The sequence below is a fragment of the Streptomyces dengpaensis genome, from assembly GCF_002946835.1.
Classification (GTDB): Bacteria; Actinomycetota; Actinomycetes; order Streptomycetales; family Streptomycetaceae; genus Streptomyces; species Streptomyces dengpaensis.
In genome coordinates, this window is sequence record NZ_CP026652.1 from 52,252 (window position 1) to 69,383 (window position 17,132).

Genomic DNA, 17,132 nt, shown 5'->3' on the forward strand with positions numbered 1-17,132 from the left:
TCGGAGGACAGATATGCCGGACGACAGTGCGGGCCTTATCCAGCGGCGCGTCGCCTGCGCCCTGGAACCCCTGGAGGTGCTTGCGCGGCTGGGCGGCCGTCCCGGGCTTACCGGCCTCATCGGTTCCTGGGCGGGCGGCGGAGCGCTGATCACCTCCGACCCGGTCGCGCCGGCCACATCCATCGCCGACATCGACGAGCATCCCGCGGCCGCGGCCGGTCCTGGTGATGGCACGGCCGCCCTGCCTGATCCCGCCGGGTTTGTCGGCGGCGGCTGGTTCGGGGTTCTGGGCTATCAGCTCGGCCGCGATCTCGAGCGCCTGCCCGCCCCGCCGCCGCGGCCGGCCCCGGTGCCGGAGCTGCGGGTGTCCTACTTCGACCACGTGCTGCGGTACGACGCGGGGGCGGGAACCTGGTGGTTCGAATCGGTGGCCGGCCCGGACCGGGCCGAGCGGCATTACCGCCAGGTCACCGCCCGGCTGCACGGCCGAGCGCCGGCCTCCCGTGGCTACGAGTTCGGCCCGTTCCGGATGACCCCCGCGCCCGCGGCGCATCAGGACGCGGTCGCCCGCTGCCTGGAGCACATCGCCGCAGGCGACATCTTCCAGGCCAACATCTGCCTGCGGGCGGCGGCGGCGTTCCAGGGGGATCCGCTGGAGGCGTTCATCCGCGGCGTCCGCGGGCTGCGGCCCGCGTACGCGGCCTACGTGACCACCAGCCACGGCGCAGTGGCCAGCTTCTCCCCGGAGCTGTTCCTGGACCGGCGCGGCCGGGCCGTGCTGACCTCGCCGATCAAGGGCACCGCGCCGCTTTCGGCCGATCCGCGCGACCTGGCGTCCTCCCAGAAGGACCAGGCCGAGAACACGATGATCGTGGACCTGATGCGCAACGACCTGAGCCGGGTCTGCCTCCCCGGATCCGTTCACGTGCCGTCCACGGCCCGGGCCGAGGCGCACACCGGCGTGTGGCATCTCGTCCGCGACATCTCCGGCACCCTGCGCCCCGGCGTCACCGACTCGCAGCTGGTCCGCGTCACCTTCCCGCCCGGCAGCGTCACAGGCGCGCCGAAGGTCCGCGCGATGGAGCTGATCAGCCAGCTGGAGACCACCGGACGCGAGGCCTACACCGGAGCCATCGGCTACGCGTCCGCTGCGCGGCTGGAGATGAACGTCGCCATCCGGACGTTCGAGTTCCTCGGTGACACCGCGTGGATCGGCGTCGGCGGGGGTATCGTCCTGGACTCCGATCCCGCCAAAGAGATGCGCGAGTGCCTGGACAAGCTGCAGCCCCTCCTGACCGCCGTCGGCGCCGCGCTGGACGAATCTGCGCTAGACGACCCTACCCGGCAGCCCGGTCCACGGCGGGTCGGCACCGCCCGCCCCGCTGTCGGACGCGACGATGCGGTCACCACGCGCCGGCCGCAGGCCGGCCTCGGGGTCTTCGAGACCATGCTCGTCACCAGGGGGAATGTCCCTCACCTGGCCGCGCACCTGGGACGGCTGAGCGCAAGCGTCCGGGACCTGTACTCCGCGGCCCTGCCAGACGGGCTTGAGCACCGCATCCGGGCCAGCGCCGGCACGTGCGCCGGCCGCGGCCGGCTCAGGGTGACCGTGACACCTGGCCGGGACACCGAGTCGATCACCCTCACGCCCCTCACCGGCCCGGCCAGCCCGCCGGTGACGCTCGTCCCGGTCCAGGTCCCCGGCGGATGGGGAGTCCACAAATGGGCCGACCGGACGATACTCGACCGGGACGGAAACGGCGCCCCCTGGCCCCCGGGACGCGATGCCCTGATCATGGACGACCAGGACCTGCTCGAAACCGGCCGCGCGTCGCTGTTCCTGGCCGACGACGACGGGGTCCACACGCCCCGGCTGGACGGCAGGCTGCTGCCCGGCACGACGCGGCGCCAGGTGATCGATGTCCTCGGCCAGGCAGGCATCCCGGTCCATGAGCACCGGCTGACGCTCACCGACCTGTCCCGCGCCACGGAAGTCTTCCTCACCAACGCCATCCGCGGCGTGACCCCCGTCGCCGGCTGCACCGCTCTGCCCGGGCGCGCATGGACGCGCGGCCCGCTCACCGCATGGCTGCAATCCCGCCTCCGGGACACGCCGCACGCCCCGCCCCGGCGCCGGCCCCCGCCCCGCTCCCGCGTGCTGCTGGTCGACAACTACGACTCGTTCGTCTACAACCTCGCGCGCTACTGCCAGGAACTCGGCGCCCGCACCACCGTCCTCCGCAACGACGACCCCGCACTGGACCCGGAAACGATCGCGGGCCGCTACGACCACGTGATCATCTCCCCCGGACCCGGCGACCCGGCCTCAGCGGGCCGCAGCGTGGACATCATCCGCCGGCTGGCCGGCGTGACGCCCATCCTCGGCGTCTGCCTCGGCCACCAGTGCATCGGCGAGGCATTCGGCGGCCGCACCGTCCGCGCGCCCCGCCCGGTCCACGGACGCCACACGCTCATCCACCACGACCAGCAGGGAATCTTCGCCGGACTGCCGCCACTCCTCACCGCCGGCCGCTACCACTCACTGGTCACCGACGAATCCACCCTGCCCGGCGTCCTCACCCCCACCGCCCGCACGCCCGCCAGCCTGCTGATGGGCGTGCGCCACCGCCATCTCCCCGTGCACGGCATCCAGGCCCACCCGGAATCCATTCTCACGCCGCGAGGCCACGACCTGCTGGCGAACTTCCTCGCGATCCCCCCGGATCGCGCAAGTGCTTCGAGGCTCGCGTCGAACGCACCGGCAGGAAGCCACTGGTCGGACGATTCGGCGGGATCCCGCTGAGACGGAACAAGAAGACGGTCATCACCGACCGGCGGCTTGCCCCGGTCAACACCAAACGCAAGGAGCTGGTCACCCGGCTCCTCGCCGGACGGTGCGAGGCATGCGGGCGCATCGACGAGGTGGAAGTTCACCACGTTGCCAAGCTCGCAGACCTCGGACGATCAGTCAACCGGCCGCCGTGGGCAGATCTCATGGCCGCAAGACACCGCAAAACCCTTGTGGTCTGCGGAAGTTGTCACGCGGACATCCACGGCAAGAACCCCGTCCCGGCACTCACGGCGTAGTCACTGGAGAGCGACGTGCGGGGAATGCTCGCATGCGTCGTTCGGGCTGGGGGCCGTGGGAAAAGGACCTGCTCAGCAGGCACCTCGCCGACGGCTCACCAGACTAGCTAGTGCTGTGACCGCATAGGTTCGCCGGGTTGCGTTCAGGCCGCCTGTGACTCGCAGCGATACCTGGCCACTCGCAGGCGTGGATGGCCACTCCCGTTGCGGCATCGAGCGATGAGTTCCGATACGAAGAGAGGTCTTCTTGGGCGGACGTGCTCGTGAGGTGCCAGTAGAGGCGCCGCTCAGTCCTCGGATCGTGGGCACATACGAACTCGACCAAGCTTGATGACCGGTAAGGAGACTCCAGCGTGAGCGACATTGTGGTCCAGAAGATCGTCCGGCCTGAGCGCGCAGTATCGGGCCCGTGGCTGGAGGTAATCGCCTCGAATCTCGATTACCACCGAGCGACCTTCTTGTGGAAGTGCGAGAGCCTCTCGGATGCACAACTGCGGCTACGTCCTGTGAGGTCGTCGGCGTTGACCCTGCTGGGGCTCATGCGCCATCTGCAGGGGGTTGAGCGTGCCTGGTTCCAGCGGAGGTTGGCCGGCACGACGCCTCGCTTCTTCCCCTATCGGACCTACGTCACCGCTGACGGTGGCGAGTGGTACGACGAGTCGGACGCTACGCCGGCCAGGGACGTCTACGAGGACTACCTAAAGGCGTGCGAGGAGTCGCGGCAGGTATTCGCGAAGGTGACCGTCGACCTCGCGCGCATCGTGCCGAATCCGGAGTTCGGTGACACCGATGTGCGGTTCGTCCTTGAGCACGTGATCGAGGAGTACGCCCGCCACGTCGGCCATGCGGATCTCCTCCGCGAGGCCATCGATGGCGCCACCGGCGAGTAGCCGACCGCTGCGCCCCACGAAGCATGCCTCGGCCCAGCATGCGACGAATCGCTACCGTACTGACCAGCTACCGCTGAGCAAAATGGCCAACCACCCGTGAGCACAGGCTGGTCACCAGGGGTCCTGCGACCGCCCCTGGCCACATATCGCTGGCGGTCACACCGCCGTGGCGAGGGGCCGACCGCCCCAGCGGATGCCCCCTCGCCGCTGCGGCCTGAGCGACCCGGCGAACCTATGCGGTCAGAGCACTAGTCTAGCCGGCTCGTCCGCCGAGCCCTAGGAAGAACGGGCCAGCCAACTGACTACCGTGAGTCGAGGGCGTTTCGGGGGCTGATACTGGTGGGCTCGCAGATTCAACTATCGCCAGTTCTCTGCAAGAACGAGCAACCGGTGACGGTGTGTGGTCGTAATTCAGTAGGCTCGCCCGCCTGTGACTGGTAGAGGCAGCACCTTCAACCGGCGTCGCGACCGTCCGGAGGAGCCTTGCCCGGCACGGGCAGCAGCACGGGCTGCGCCTGTGGCCGGTCGGCACCGTACTGGCGCCCTTGGCTGCCCAACGCCAACGACCCAGCGACCGGCCATCGTTCACCTCTCCCACACTTTTCCATCACCCGACGGTCACATGCTGGGTATGCTCCTGGAGCTCCATTCGCACCACTGAGGGGGGATTCCTCATGCGCATGCGCCATGCCCTGACGGCCGCCGCCGCTGCCGGGACGCTCGCCGCCGTCGTTGCCGCCCCGGCACAGGCCACCGAGTATTCTTCCGCGCTGAAAATCAAGGGCATCCAGTACGACGCGCCCGGCCGGGACTCCAACAGCTGCTCCACGGGCAATACCAAGGACGAGTACCTGACGATCAAGAACTACTCACGCAGCACGACCGTGAACCTGAAGGGCTACGTGGTCAAGGACGCCGCCGGCAACCGGTTCCCCTTCACCGCGAACCACTACCTCCAGCCCGGCGACTACATCAAACTCCGCGGCGGCCGCGGCACCGACTCCGACGCCAACAACGTCGTCTACCGCCAGAACTGCAACTTCATGTGGAACAACGACAAGGACACCATCTACCTCTACAAGCCCTCCGGTGCCCGCGCCGACGTCCACTCCTACACCAAAACCAGTAACGACCCCGACGGCAACGGCTACATCACCTATCACGGCTGAACCAGCCGCCACGGCCCGCCGGCCGCGCCCGCTTCTCCGCGAAAGGCGCATCGGTGCCCCAGTAGAAGAAGCGCAGCCATCGCCCCACCACAAGGCCCCAATTGCCGTTAGCTTGTCCCTACAGTTCTAGCGCGGGTTCACACCGGTCCTGTCGCAGAGCGGCACGGCATCCGTGTCGAGGTGGACGAGCGCTGCGGGCGGGTGCGGCACCGGCGGCCGGAGCTTGCGACGGTGGGGGAGCTGATGGTCACCGCCCCGTTCCAGGTTCAAGGCAAGCGGCTGCAGTATCCCGGCTCCAGCTCCGTGTCACTGCATGACAGTTGGAATTGCCGACAAGAGCGGACAGGGTCAGACGGTGATGTCGGCGGTGACGCCGGCGAACAGGTCGTCCTCAGGGAGCGAGGTGTCGACCAGCGAGCGGGCCAGCTCGTACTCCTCGGTCGGCCAGACCTCGCGCTGGACGTCGAGCGGTACCCGGAACCATGGGCCGTCCGGGTCGATCTGGGTGGCGTGGGCGATCAACGCCCGGTCGCGCACCTCGAACCAGTCGGCGCACTGCACCCGGGTGGTGAACTCGCGCTCCTTGCGGCCCTCCTTCTCCCAGCCGGCGATCCACTCGCCGTAGGGGGACTCGTGGCCGTGTTCCACCAGGTAGGCGTGGAGGGCTCGGATCCGGGCCATCGACATGCCGTGGTTGTAGTACAGCTTCAGCGGCTGCCAGGGCTCACCGGACTCCGGGTAGGCGTCGGGGTCCCCTGCCGCATCGAAGGCGGCCATCGTGATCGTGTGGGTCATGATGTGGTCGGGGTGCGGGTAGCCGCCGGTCTCGTCGTACGTGGTGATCACGTGCGGGCGGAACTCGCGGATGAGCCGCACCAGCGGCTCCGCGGCCTTCTCCCCCAACTCCAGGGCGAAGCAGCCCTCGGGCAGCGGGGGCAGCGGGTCGCCCTCCGGCAGGCCGGAGTCGACAAAGCCCAGCCATGCCTGCTTGACGCCGAGGATCTCCCGCGCGGCATCCATCTCCTTGCGCCGGACCTCGTGGAGGTTGGCCTCGATCTCCGGGTCGCCCTGGAGCTTGGGGTTGAGGATGGAACCGCGCTCTCCCCCGGTGCAGGTGGCCACCAGGACGTCCACGCCCTGGGCGACGTACTTCGCCATGCTGGCCGCGCCCTTGCTGGACTCGTCGTCCGGGTGGGCGTGGACCGCCATCATCCGCAACTGCTCTGTCAACGCATGTTCCTTCCGAATCGCCCCGCTGCGGGGCGGGAGTCCTCAGCCGGGGCCCTCCGCACCGAACAGAGGACCACTCACCGGCCTGCCATGCCTTTCATGGCCGTAATGTGGTGTGCGTATCGGTCCACCGTCGCCGTGGCGGTCAACTCGAGTTCTTCGTCGAGCATCTGGGTCCACGTCATGGTGTACACGCCCGGTGCCCGGACGCCGCGGGCTGTTCAGCAGGCCGTTCAGCCTCCACATGCCGTCGGCGTCGCACCGGGTTGCGGATCGCACGGCTCAGCTCGTACGCCCCGTCCTCCTTGTCGAGCCCGTGGGTTGCGCGGTGAGATGGGGCCCGGAGTGGGACGCCCGCTGTGGCGGCCGCGATCCCGATGCCCGACGCCGGGGGGCTGTCAGACCGGTCCGCGGTCAGGCGCGGAACAGCAGCACGATCGTGGCCACGAGTACGCCGAGAGCCACCGCGGCGACGCCGTAGCCCGCACGGTGCGTCCGCACGCCGGGCAGGTGAGCGTCGAGAGCGAGGCGGCCGGGCCCGCTGAGGGCCAGGGCCGCCGCCCCTGCGGCAAGGGTGAGTTCGTACTCCACGCCCGTCGGGGCGAAGAAGCCGCCACCCCACTTCACGGCCACGGCGTTCACCATGATTCCGACGACCGCCGCTCCGGCGAGCGGCGTCAGCAGCCCCAGGGCGAGGCCCAGCCCGCCGAGCAGTTCGCTCAGCCCTGCCACCACGGCCATCGCCTTCCCGGACGGATAACCGACGGAGGTGAAGAACTGTCCCGTACCGTCCACACCTCCCCCGGAGAACCAGCCGAACAGTTTCTGCGCTCCATGGCTCGCCATCGGCAGGCCGAGGGCCAGGCGCAACAGCAGCAGCCCGGCGTCGTGGGCGTGCAGCCGGGTACCTGGCTCACCGGCTCCGGAAGCGCGGGAGTCGGAGTGGTTCAGAGTGTCGACAGGCAAAACGGACATCTCGGAGTCCTTTCTGAGGATGCTTTGTACGGCCTGCGAGCCCGACGTCGCGTCGCGCCGCGCGACCCATGAGGGCGCAGCGATTGCATGGCGAGGAGATGCCGGGTCGCATGTATCGGTCCGGAGGTGCGGGAACGGGAGATCAAGCAGGGCGCCGACCGGCGGGCTCGCAGTCGTCCAGGACCTTCCTGGCGCGCTTGGGGCAGCCGGGCGCTGAGCCGCTCATTCAGGAAGCCGGGGCAGGTCCCGGGGATCCGTGGCTGCACGGCGTCCCTCAACGTCCCCACGACAGGTTTCCTCAGGGCTACCTGGTACCTCAGTGGGCAACCACCGCCACCTCGTCCTCGACGCCCTCACTGCCCTCACTGCCCGCGCGGCCGGCGTTGACCAGGGCCAGGACGATCAGCGTGGCGATCACCAGCATGCCGACGGCGAACCAGATGGCGTTGGCGTAGCCGTGCACCACACCCTGCAGCTGGACCAGCTGCCGCTGCGGCTCCGTCGCGGCGTCGGCGATGTGGTCCTTGACATACGAGGTCGTCGCGGAGGCGGCGATCGTGTTCAGCAGGGCCGTGCCGATCGCGCCACCCACCTGCTGCGAGGTGTTGATCATCGCGGAGGCGACACCGGCGTCCCGGGGCTCGATGCCCAGGGTGGGCAGGGACATGGCGGGCGTGAACGTCGTACCCATACCGAGACCCAGCAGCACCAGCGCCGGCAGGACGGTCGAGGCGTACGACGAGCTGACCTCCAGCTGCGCCAGCAGGAGCATGCCGGCCATGGCCACCAGGAAGCCGGGGCCCATCAGGAACCGGGGCGGGACGCGGGTCACCAGACGCGTGCCGATCTGGGTCGAGCCGACCATCATGCCCGCCACCATCGGCAGGAAGCAGAACCCGCTCTTGACCGGCGAGTAGCCCTTCACGACCTGCAGGTAGTACGTCAGGAACAGGAAGGTGCCGAACATCGCGATGACCGCGATACCGAGGGAGAGGTAGACGCCACCGCGGTTGCGGTCGGTGATCACGCGCAGGGGCAGCAGTGGTGCCTTGACCTTGGCCTCGGTGAAAACGAAGGTAAGCAGCAGGACCACCGACACGACGAACAGGGAGATGGTCGTGGTGTCGCCCCAGCCGTCGGACTCGGCACGGGTGAAGCCGTAGACCAGCGAGACCAGGCCCAGGGTGGACAGGACGACGCCGGGGATGTCGAGCGGCGAGTGGTTGCGGCCGCCCTCGGGCTCACGGACGACGAAGTAGGCGCCGGCCGCCGCGGCGATCGCGAACGGGACGTTGACGAAGAACGTCCAGCGCCAGTCCAGGTACTGGGTGAGCACACCTCCGAGGATGAAGCCGACGGCGCTGCCGCCACCGGCGATGGCGCCGTAGATGCCGAACGCCTTGGCGCGCTCCTTGGCGTCCGTGAACATCACGGCGAGCAGCGAGAGCGCGGCCGGGGCGAGCAGGGCGCCGAAGACGCCCTGGAGGGCGCGGGCGCCGAACATCATCGCGCCGGTGGTCGCCGCGCCGCCGAGCGCGGAGGCGGCGGCGAAACCGATCAGGCCTATGACGAAGGCGCGCTTGCGGCCCCACAGGTCGCCCACCCGGCCGCCGAACAGGAGCAGACCGCCGAAGGCCAGGGCGTAGGCCGTGACGACCCACTGCCGGTCACCGTCGGAGATGCCCAGATCCTGCTGGGCGGAAGGCAGGGCGATGTTCACGATGGTGGTGTCGAGGACGACCATCAGCTGGGCGAGCGCGATGAAGACGAGCGCTTTCCAGCGGTTGGCGTGCGCGTCACCGGGAGCCTTGAAAGCAGTTCGGGACATGAAGGTATCCACTTCGGGACTTCGTGAGGAAAGGGCTGGCTGAAGGTGCCTGAGGGCGTGCGCTCTGCGCGAGGGCCTCCGCCATGGAAGAGGTGACTACGTGTCCGGCGATTCCCGCTCGCGTCGGCGCGTTCGGCGGTACTGCGCCCCCAGACCCCCGCCCCCGTGCCCGGTCAGGGCGTGAGGTCGATGATGCGGAGCGGCTGGTCCCTCGGACGGCCTGCCCCGTGGACAGCCATCCGCTGGGCCGGCCGTCCTGGATCGGGGAGTGGCGATGGCGGCTACGCGGACGGGGCCGACATGGTGAGCGAGTTCCCAGCGGTGGCGACGGCCAGAGAAACTGTTGGACTCTTCCCCGCCGTCCAGGTTGATCCGGACGGCAGCGGTACGCCGCATCGTGAAGCGGCCCGAGGGGCCTTCGCGGTCGAAGGCCCACTCCGTGGCCCGGTAGCGGGAATGGTGGGGCTCTCCGGTGCGGTCCCGGAACTGGAACGCAGTCCGTTCCGGGACTCACCTGAGAATGGACGGTCTCCCCGTCGCCCGCCTTCCGACGGGCGAGGGCGTCAGACCCGGACGGTCTTGAGGGCGCGGGCCCAGGACTCGAGCTGGTCGAACAGGGTGGTCGTGGCAGCGTCGTGCTGCTCGCCCGGCTTGAAGACGGAGAAGTTCTCGAAGTCGGTGAACAGCGAGAAGGACAGCTGCTGACGTACGTGGGCCAACTGCAGTTCGCTGGCCACGCCCCGCAGGTGCTCGATGGCCCGAGCGCCGCCGAGCGAGCCGTAGGAGACGAAGGCGGCGGCCTTGTTGTTCCACTCGCCGTACAGGTAGTCGATCGCGTTCTTGAGTACGCCGGAGGTGGAGTGGTTGTACTCGGGGGTCACGAAGATGTATCCGTCAAACTCGGCGATCTTGGCCGCCCACGCCTTGGTGTGCTCACCCTGGTACTGGCCCATGGCCGGCGGAATGGCCTCGTCCAGGTGGGGCAGCGGGTAGTCGGCGAGGTCGACCAGCTCGTACTCGACGCCGGTGCGGGCGCCGGACCGGTCCACCACCCAGTCCGCGACAACCTTGCCGTTGCGGCCGGGCCGGGTGCTGCCGAGGATGACGGCGATCTTCAGGTCACTCATGGGGTCTTCTCCTTGATGGGCCGCCGATGCGAGGCCGACCCTTTCATATGAACATTCATGTCACACTCTAGAGGACGGACTCATGAATGTTCAAGTGTGAGCGCGACTCCTGAACGTTCATGCCAGATAGACTCCGGGCATGCCTGAACAGCCTCCGCACCCGAACGATCAGCGCCGCTGGCTGACCCCGGCGGAGCTAAAGACATGGCAGCAACTCGGCCTGATGATGCAGAGACTGCCCAGCGCCCTGGAAGCGCAGCTGCAGCAGGACGCGCACCTCAGTTACATCGAGTACTACGTCCTCGCCGGACTGTCCGAGCAGCCGGGACACCGCATGCGCATGAGCGACCTGGCCGTCCGCGCCAACTCCGAACAGTCCCGCCTCTCCCACCTGATCAGCAGGCTGGAACGCCGAGGATTCGTCCGCCGCGAACCCGACCCCACCAACGGCCGCTACACCCAAGCGATCCTGACCGAAGCCGGCCACGCCCACCTCGCCGAAGCCGCCCCAGGACACGTAGCCCGGGTACGCGACCTCGTCTTCGACGTTCTCGACCCCGCCGAACTCGACACCCTGTGCACCACCGCCGAGAGGATCAACGAGACGATCGACCGCCAGGAACAGCAGGCCAACCCCCACAAGAACACCGCCCCTCGGCAACCACAGCAGGACACCACGCCGCAATGAACCTCGACGCGAGCAACTCCGGACATCCGACGTCGCACGCAACGACCCCGGCAACAGCCGTCACGGTGGCGCCACTCATCCCCATCCCAGACGTCCTGAGATCCCTACCGAACCCGGGGCGGTTTGATCACACCGCTTGGTCCGGGCAAACGGGCGGGACCGGCCGCCGGCAGCCGTCGCCGACGCCCATACAAGCCACGCGCATGTACGGGGGCAGAGACCTGAAGCCCAGAGAGATCATGAGTGAATGACCCGCCTACTGACTCGAAGCGACTTGCAGGCCGTGCTCGAGCCGGTGTCTTGCATGGCTGCGCTGCGCGACGGCTTCCGCGCCGCCGCCTCCCCGATAGCCGGACAAAGAATACGTACTGACCTGCCATTTCCCGGAACGGCCACGGCTCTGATCCCCGGTGTACTGCCTGGCATCAAGGCGTACACGGTGAAAGTCAACGCCAAGTTCCCAGGTGCCCGACCAGCTCTGCGCGGAGTTGTCTGCCTCCACAGTGGTGATGACGGTCGACTTCTCGCGCTGATGGATTCCGCCACCATCACCGCATGGCGCACCGGACTGGCTGCGGCCCTGGGAACCCACCTTCTGGCCAGCCCCGCCTCGGCGGCCGGGTCAGTACTCGGAGTGATCGGCGCAGGCGCGCAGGCCGAGCTCGTGGTGCATGGTCTGAGTGCCTTGCGACGGCATCGCGAGATCGTCATTCACGACTCGGATCCGGATCGCGCCCACGCCTTCGCCTCACGCCACGACGGACGCCTCCTGACATCTGCCACACAGGTCGCCGCAGCCGCTGACATCGTCCTGCTCGCCACCTGGTCACGCTCACCGCTGCTCCGGCTGGCCGATACCCGGCCAGGACAGCACATCACAAGCCTAGGAGCCGACGAACCCGGCAAACAGGAACTCGCCGCCGACCTGCTGGAATCTGCACTCCTGGTCGTCGACGACCGAGAACTCGCCGCGACCACAGGCGCGCTGTCGGCCGCCGGCCTTGCGGCCTGGGCTGCCGAGGCCACACTCAGCGAGGTTCTGCGTGGCGACCATCCGGGACGTACCCGCGCGACGGACCGCTCCGTCTACGCGCCTGTCGGACTTCCCTGGCAAGACCTCGCTCTGGCGTGGGTCGCCTACCAGCAGGCAGAGCAGCATGACATCGGACAGAAGATCGACCTGCTCTCCTGACACTTCTCCGGCAGGTGGACCCACTGCGTTCCGGTCTGGAACTTGAAGGCGATCGCGTCGATCACCTCCCGGTGATCCCGCCAGCGGCCGCCCCGCTTCGGCGTCCGGTCCGGGAGCAACGGCTCGATCCGAGCCCACTGCGCATCTGTTAACGGCACACCCGGACCAACAACCGACCGATCCAAACGAAACCGCCTAGTCGTGTGGGAGGGCGAACGACTGGCCCACCAGCCGGTCAGCTACTGCGCGCGGCCTTCGACCAGACCGGCATCACTCCCCGGCAGCTGTGGACCGACCGCGTCCTGGACGAAGCCCGCCACAGCATTGATCCTGTCCATCTGGTCCGGCTGTTCGGCATTCACCCCAACACTGCCGTGCGGCCCTGCCGCGCATCCGCTGAGGATTCCGGCCGTCAGCTCGGCTGGGTGACGCCCATCCCGGCGCCAGGCGACGTCTGGCGCACGGGTTCCGGCGTAATCGCCTCCAGAAAGGTGCGACCCTGCGTACGCTCGTAGCCGAACATCACCTGGCTTCCTCGGGATTGGTCGGGGCCAGAAGGCCGTCGCCCGGCCACAGAGACCACCCCGCTTCCGCCCAGGCCAGTTGCTTGCCGACCTCGCCCAGGACCTCTATACGTTCGGCGGGCCCATACGCATGACACCGCCCGGCCGCCGGGTCGTAGGCCCGCACCTCGCTGTGCGGGCCAGAGCACACCAGGGCACGGGCAATGTCCGGCAGGCCCAGGCTGAGAGCGTCGCAGTCACGGTCACCGATGAGACAAAGTAGCCCTGATGTTGGTCGACTGAGGCGTCACGGTGACGTCAGCGTCGATCCGCAATCGCAAGAGTCCCTTTTTTGTCGCGCTCCCTCGCCTGAGGCTCACGGATTGACCGGCTGCCCGCTCACTTGACAGGTGCGAGCGGCAGCGGCGCTCCCAACTGCACGCCGCACTACTGACCGAGCTTCGCAAGACCTGCTTGCCGTTCGGCACGGCGCGTCGATAAACGGGTTCCCGAGCGGCAGCGGACGATTCCGGATCTTCGTGCGGCTGCGGGCGATGACCGGTGTGGACATAGTTTGTCCACACTCGGTCAAGTAGTGAGTCCGGGTGGGACCCGACGACCGGCGATCTGCTGGCCGGGCAGGAGGAAGGCGTCGGGCAACGGGGTCCCAAGCGCCCTGCGATAGGGCAGGGAGTGGTCCTTGCACAGCCAATAGGTCTCGCCCTCCGGGGTGGTGACCTTATCGAGACCGGCCCAGCGTTCCTCGGGGTCCAGCTCTTTCAGCAGCGTGTAGAGGGCCCTGTGGTCGGCATGGCGGTCCCCGCGAATCTGAGTGCTCATGCGCAGTTCCGAGCCGTCGGGTCCACGCAGCACGGAGGGCCCCGCCCCAGGCACCGTGTCGAGGACGGCTTTCATCAGCTCCAGGTCGTCCTTCAGCATTTCTCCAAGGTCAGCCGCGGCAACGCCGAGCACGGGGCCGACCAGCGGAACGGCGTACCGAAGTACCTTCAATACGCGCTCCGCATGCGAGAGCAGCATTGATTCCACTTCCGAGGTGACCCTGACCTCGTAGCCCTCGGCCGCAGGCATACGATGCCAGGCCCCGGGCGCCTCGCAGTACAGGCGCAGCCGCAGCACACGGCCCGGAAGCACCCCGAGCATCCGGCGCCGGGGCATCTTGGCCACGGAGATGATGCTGGGACAGATCGCAGACTCCTGCGAGTTCCGCTGCCGCAGGGAGGCGAGGAAAGTGCGCTGCTGGTCCGCCGCGATCGCAGCTTGCTGTACCCGGGCTTCGCGTAGCTCGTCGAGGATGTCGTTGCTCCGGCTCTCGATTCCGGCCAACCGCCCTTCCATCGCACTGCTGAGGTCGGACACACGTTGCTGGAGGGAGAAAGCCAGTTCGGTCATCCGGTCCGGCGCAGAAGTGCCCGTGCCCAGGAGCAGTGTCCGTACATCGAGGTCCTCCAGGTGGACTGGGCACTCCACGACCTCGCGGGGCTGGGGCAGACTGAGTCTGTGGAGAAGTTGGTCGTGGGGAAACTCGTGCGGACACGGTCTTCCCTGCACGATTCCGGGACACGGCACCAGCCGAACCACGTCCAGGCCGGGGTAGCGGCGCAGGGTCTGCTCGAAGCCGTTCTTGAGGACGGCGAAGAAGTCATGCGGGTACGGTCCGCAGGTCGCGATCTCAGCTGTCATGGTGTGCCGGTCCACGGTGACCAGTCCCAGATGCGTGGCGTCGTGGTCGCGCAGCAGCGCACCGCTGCGCCAGTGCAGCCCCGTGGTGAACCGGTGCTCGCGGGCGATGAACCAGGTCGGGATACCTGGCGGGACAGTGTTCAGGCGGTATCGCAACCGGATGAGGCGGCGGTGCCGTCGCCGCGCTGACTCCCACTCGCGGGCGTACGCGGGTGGTTCCCAGGGGAGCAGTTCCACCACCAGACTGCTGTGGCGGTCGGTTGTCCGGTAGGACAGGTCGAAGCGCTCCATCATGCTGATGAAGTGCTGGTGCAGGGCCACATCGAGGTCGGCCCACAGTGCCCTGCGGTGATCGGGGGTGAACACGCCGTCGTTCTCGCGTACTTGCCGGGCGTCGAGAACGCGGCTGATGTACGAGGTCAGCCACTGTGGGTGGAGAACGACGAGGTCCTTGAGCTCCTCATCGTCGGAGTACATCAGAATGTCCCCGAGACTGTGCAGGGCCGAGGCCAGTACAGCCTGTTGGAGAGGGTCCGTGACGGCGTTCTCGGCCATGAAGCCGTACAGCTGGGACGGTGTGACATACCGTTCGGAGCGGGCGCGCACCGCGTCGGCGGCCTTCAGCCAGTCGCGGGGCCAGCGCACGCCCATCAGCGGGAGGCGAGCGGCTTCGATGGCAATGCGTTCCCGCACTGCGTCGATGCCCAGGCCACTGGCGGAGTCCGCGGACATGCTGGCAACGATCATGCCTGGGTAAGCGGCCTGGATGGAGGACAGCGGTAAGTCAGCGGGGCGGGGATCCAGATGGGTGGCGACAAGGATCACCGGTGCCTGCGGGGCACGTGCCTTGATCAGGTCGAGCCAGTAGTAGAGCTTGCTCTCCTCCCAGCCCACTTGGGCGTCCCACAGCAGCAGGAACAGGGAGCGATCGGTCAGGAAGAACTGGTGCGTGGCGTGGTAAATGTCCTGGCCGCCGAAATCCCAAGTGGTCAAGTCCATGGTGATGTCGGAGTTCGGCGTCGGCGGCATGGGATGGCGCAGACGCAGCCGGGAGACCTCAAGTCCGTGTGTGCTGTTCTCGCCGAGGTCGAAGGGTTCTCCGCGCAGTGCCTTGAGCAGCGAGGTCTTGCCTGCCCGCCCCTGGCCGACCAGGAGCACCTTGGACGTCCACTGCCGCTCGGAGCCTTGGGCTTGTGAGGCCAGGAAGGCCAGGATGGCGGACCGGCCCCCGGAGATGATCTCGGGCGGCGGAGTGACCAGTGGATTGTCGTCGACCTCCAAGACCACCAGCCGTCTGAGTAGCTGTTGTCGTACCGATCTTGGGGTTTGTCGATCGCACGGGAGTCCCGATTGGGTGGTCGCGGGGGTGCTCGGCGCATACGAGCAGGGCCTCCTGAACAGCTCGTTGGTGTCGAATCACCGAGCAACATCAGGAGGCCCTGGTGCCGCAGTGTTCCGTGTCGACGGGCGGGCAGTCCAGTTCAGTCATGCTGGAGTGTGACTGTCTGGCTCACCGGTTCGGAAACGCCGCCGACAACGGGTCCAGGCAGCCGCGTTATCCGACGGATATGACGGACGCGGAGTGGGCGGCCATCCGGCCGTTGTTGCCGGTGCCTGGCTGGATGCGCGGACGGGGAGGGCAGCCGGAGGCGTACTGCCACCGGGCGATACTCGATGCGATCCGCTACCTGGTCGACAATGGCATCAAGTGGCGGGCGATGCCGGCCGACTTCCCGCCGTGGGACCGGGTGTATGCGTTCTTCCGCCGCTGGCGCGACCACGGCATGGTCAAGGAGTTCCACGACCGGCTGCGCGCCAAGGTCCGCGAGAAGTTGGGCCGCGACGCGGAGCCGACGGCCGGTGTGATCGACTCGCAGTCGGTCAAGGCGGACGCCGTCGTCGGCTCTGACAGCCGCGGGTTCGACGGCGGCAAGTTGATCAACGGGCGCAAGCGGCACGTCGTGGTCGACACGCTCGGCCTGCTGCTGGGGGTGATGGTCACCGCTGCGGACACCGGCGACCGCGCCGCCGCCCGGGTCCTGCTGCACCAAGTCGCGGACGCGCACCATCGGTTGGCCCTGGTCTGGGCTGATGGCGGCTACACCGGCAGCCTCGTCGAGTACTGCCTGGCCACGCTCGCGCTGGTCCTGGCGATCGTCAGACGCAGCGACGACCAGAAGGGGTTCGTGGTGCTGCCCAAGCGGTGGATCGTCGAGATCTGTCAAGCACAGTGCACTCATGGAGTCTGTTGCCCTGCTGTTTCGGCGGTCTCGGTCCAGATGCGGCGGCTGTACCAGCCAGGCGGACGTGTCCGGCGTTCGCGGAGTTCGGCGAGCTCTCGCTGGTCGGCGTGGGCGATGAGCCGGTGGGGCCAGCGGCTCTCCCGGCGGGTGGTGATCCAGCCGCGGTTGATCCAGGCGTAGAGGGTGGAGGTGGTCATGTCCAGCTCGGCGGCCAGGTGCTTGAGCCACCACTCGTCCGGGCCGGGCTCTTCGCCGGGTGGTGCGGGACGGTGCCGGTGGACACGGCCTGCGGGGCAGGCGAGGCGGCGCATGAGGTCGCGGACGGTGGCCGCGGAGATCCGTTTGCCACCCTTCGCGGGCCTGAAGCCCTCGGTTTCCAGACGGTCGGCGATCCCGCTGGCGCCGATGCCCTGGCCTGCGAGTTCGCGGATCCGCTCGGTCAGTTGCGGGTAGTAGCTGAGCTGATCCAGCCGCTGGACCGGGCGGATGACCTCTCCCG

General features: G+C 68.2%; 13 protein-coding genes. 7 read left to right on the forward strand and 6 right to left on the reverse strand.

The genetic code is table 11. The annotated features are described in order from the left end of the window. Positions 1-13: 13 nt before the first annotated feature. The 4 genes from C4B68_RS00285 (at position 14) to C4B68_RS00300 (ending at position 5,146) form a co-directional block, all read left to right on the forward strand. Complete coding sequence (locus C4B68_RS00285; protein WP_099506648.1) at positions 14-2,803, forward strand: aminodeoxychorismate synthase component I; 2,790 nt, start codon at positions 14-16, stop codon at positions 2,801-2,803. Positions 2,804-2,868: 65 nt separating this feature from the next. Further along, on the forward strand, positions 2,869-3,087 hold the full coding sequence (locus tag C4B68_RS44275) for an HNH endonuclease (protein ID WP_338059744.1): 219 nt from the start codon (positions 2,869-2,871) through the stop codon (positions 3,085-3,087). Between the two features lie 353 nt (positions 3,088-3,440). Further along, positions 3,441-3,977, forward strand: coding sequence for a DinB family protein (locus C4B68_RS00295; protein ID WP_099506649.1), 537 nt, complete (start codon positions 3,441-3,443; stop codon positions 3,975-3,977). Between the two features lie 674 nt (positions 3,978-4,651). Then, positions 4,652-5,146 carry a lamin tail domain-containing protein gene (locus C4B68_RS00300; RefSeq protein ID WP_099506650.1) on the forward strand — a complete coding sequence of 165 codons (495 nt, stop codon included), beginning with the start codon at positions 4,652-4,654 and terminating at the stop codon, positions 5,144-5,146. Between the two features lie 348 nt (positions 5,147-5,494). On the opposite strand, the gene mca is transcribed toward C4B68_RS00300, so the two are convergent. The 4 genes from mca to C4B68_RS00320 form a co-directional block, all read right to left on the reverse strand. After that, positions 5,495-6,376 (reverse strand): mycothiol conjugate amidase Mca, encoded by an 882-nt coding sequence (mca, locus tag C4B68_RS00305; protein WP_099506651.1) that lies wholly within the window; start codon positions 6,374-6,376, stop codon positions 5,495-5,497. Between the two features lie 414 nt (positions 6,377-6,790). Then, positions 6,791-7,351, reverse strand: coding sequence for a DoxX family membrane protein (locus C4B68_RS00310; protein WP_099506652.1), 561 nt, complete (start codon positions 7,349-7,351; stop codon positions 6,791-6,793). Between the two features lie 316 nt (positions 7,352-7,667). Then, positions 7,668-9,179, reverse strand: a complete 1,512-nt coding sequence (locus tag C4B68_RS00315; RefSeq protein WP_099506660.1) for an MFS transporter — start codon at positions 9,177-9,179, stop codon at positions 7,668-7,670. A gap of 563 nt (positions 9,180-9,742) precedes the next feature. Further along, complete coding sequence (locus C4B68_RS00320; protein WP_099506653.1) at positions 9,743-10,306, reverse strand: NADPH-dependent FMN reductase; 564 nt, start codon at positions 10,304-10,306, stop codon at positions 9,743-9,745. Between the two features lie 139 nt (positions 10,307-10,445). Here C4B68_RS00320 and C4B68_RS00325 point away from each other — a divergent pair, with 139 nt between their 5' ends. Then, a complete protein-coding gene (locus C4B68_RS00325; RefSeq protein ID WP_099506654.1) occupies positions 10,446-10,994 on the forward strand; it encodes a MarR family winged helix-turn-helix transcriptional regulator in 549 nt (182 codons plus the stop codon). Positions 10,995-11,241: 247 nt separating this feature from the next. After that, complete coding sequence (locus C4B68_RS00330) at positions 11,242-12,186, forward strand: ornithine cyclodeaminase family protein (RefSeq protein WP_099506655.1); 945 nt, start codon at positions 11,242-11,244, stop codon at positions 12,184-12,186. On the opposite strand, the gene C4B68_RS44540 is transcribed toward C4B68_RS00330, so the two are convergent. Further along, positions 12,132-12,344 (reverse strand): transposase, encoded by a 213-nt coding sequence (locus C4B68_RS44540; protein ID WP_167458960.1) that lies wholly within the window; start codon positions 12,342-12,344, stop codon positions 12,132-12,134. The two genes, C4B68_RS00330 and C4B68_RS44540, sit on opposite strands and share 55 nt — an antisense overlap. 933 nt (positions 12,345-13,277) lie before the next feature. Next, positions 13,278-15,677, reverse strand: coding sequence for a COR domain-containing protein (locus tag C4B68_RS00345; RefSeq protein ID WP_099506658.1), 2,400 nt, complete (start codon positions 15,675-15,677; stop codon positions 13,278-13,280). 281 nt (positions 15,678-15,958) lie between these two features. On the opposite strand from C4B68_RS00345, the gene C4B68_RS42330 reads away from it, so the two are divergent. Further along, the gene (locus C4B68_RS42330) at positions 15,959-16,813 is read left to right on the forward strand and encodes an IS5 family transposase (RefSeq protein ID WP_240634091.1); all 855 of its coding nucleotides are present in this window, start codon (positions 15,959-15,961) and stop codon (positions 16,811-16,813) included. The last annotated feature ends 319 nt before the right edge of the window (positions 16,814-17,132 follow it).

Bases quoted from the DNA above. Each gene is read 5' to 3' on its own strand.
- C4B68_RS00310 (WP_099506652.1), bottom strand. From the start codon at position 7,351: ATGTCCGTTTTGCCTGTCGACACTCTGAACCACTCCGACTCCCGCGCT.
- C4B68_RS00300 (WP_099506650.1), top strand. From the start codon at position 4,652: ATGCGCATGCGCCATGCCCTGACGGCCGCCGCCGCTGCCGGGACGCTC.
- C4B68_RS00320 (WP_099506653.1), bottom strand. From the start codon at position 10,306: ATGAGTGACCTGAAGATCGCCGTCATCCTCGGCAGCACCCGGCCCGGC.
- C4B68_RS00315 (WP_099506660.1), bottom strand. From the start codon at position 9,179: ATGTCCCGAACTGCTTTCAAGGCTCCCGGTGACGCGCACGCCAACCGC.
- C4B68_RS00330 (WP_099506655.1), top strand. From the start codon at position 11,242: ATGACCCGCCTACTGACTCGAAGCGACTTGCAGGCCGTGCTCGAGCCG.
- C4B68_RS42330 (WP_240634091.1), top strand. From the start codon at position 15,959: ATGACGGACGCGGAGTGGGCGGCCATCCGGCCGTTGTTGCCGGTGCCT.
- C4B68_RS00285 (WP_099506648.1), top strand. From the start codon at position 14: ATGCCGGACGACAGTGCGGGCCTTATCCAGCGGCGCGTCGCCTGCGCC.
- C4B68_RS00325 (WP_099506654.1), top strand. From the start codon at position 10,446: ATGCCTGAACAGCCTCCGCACCCGAACGATCAGCGCCGCTGGCTGACC.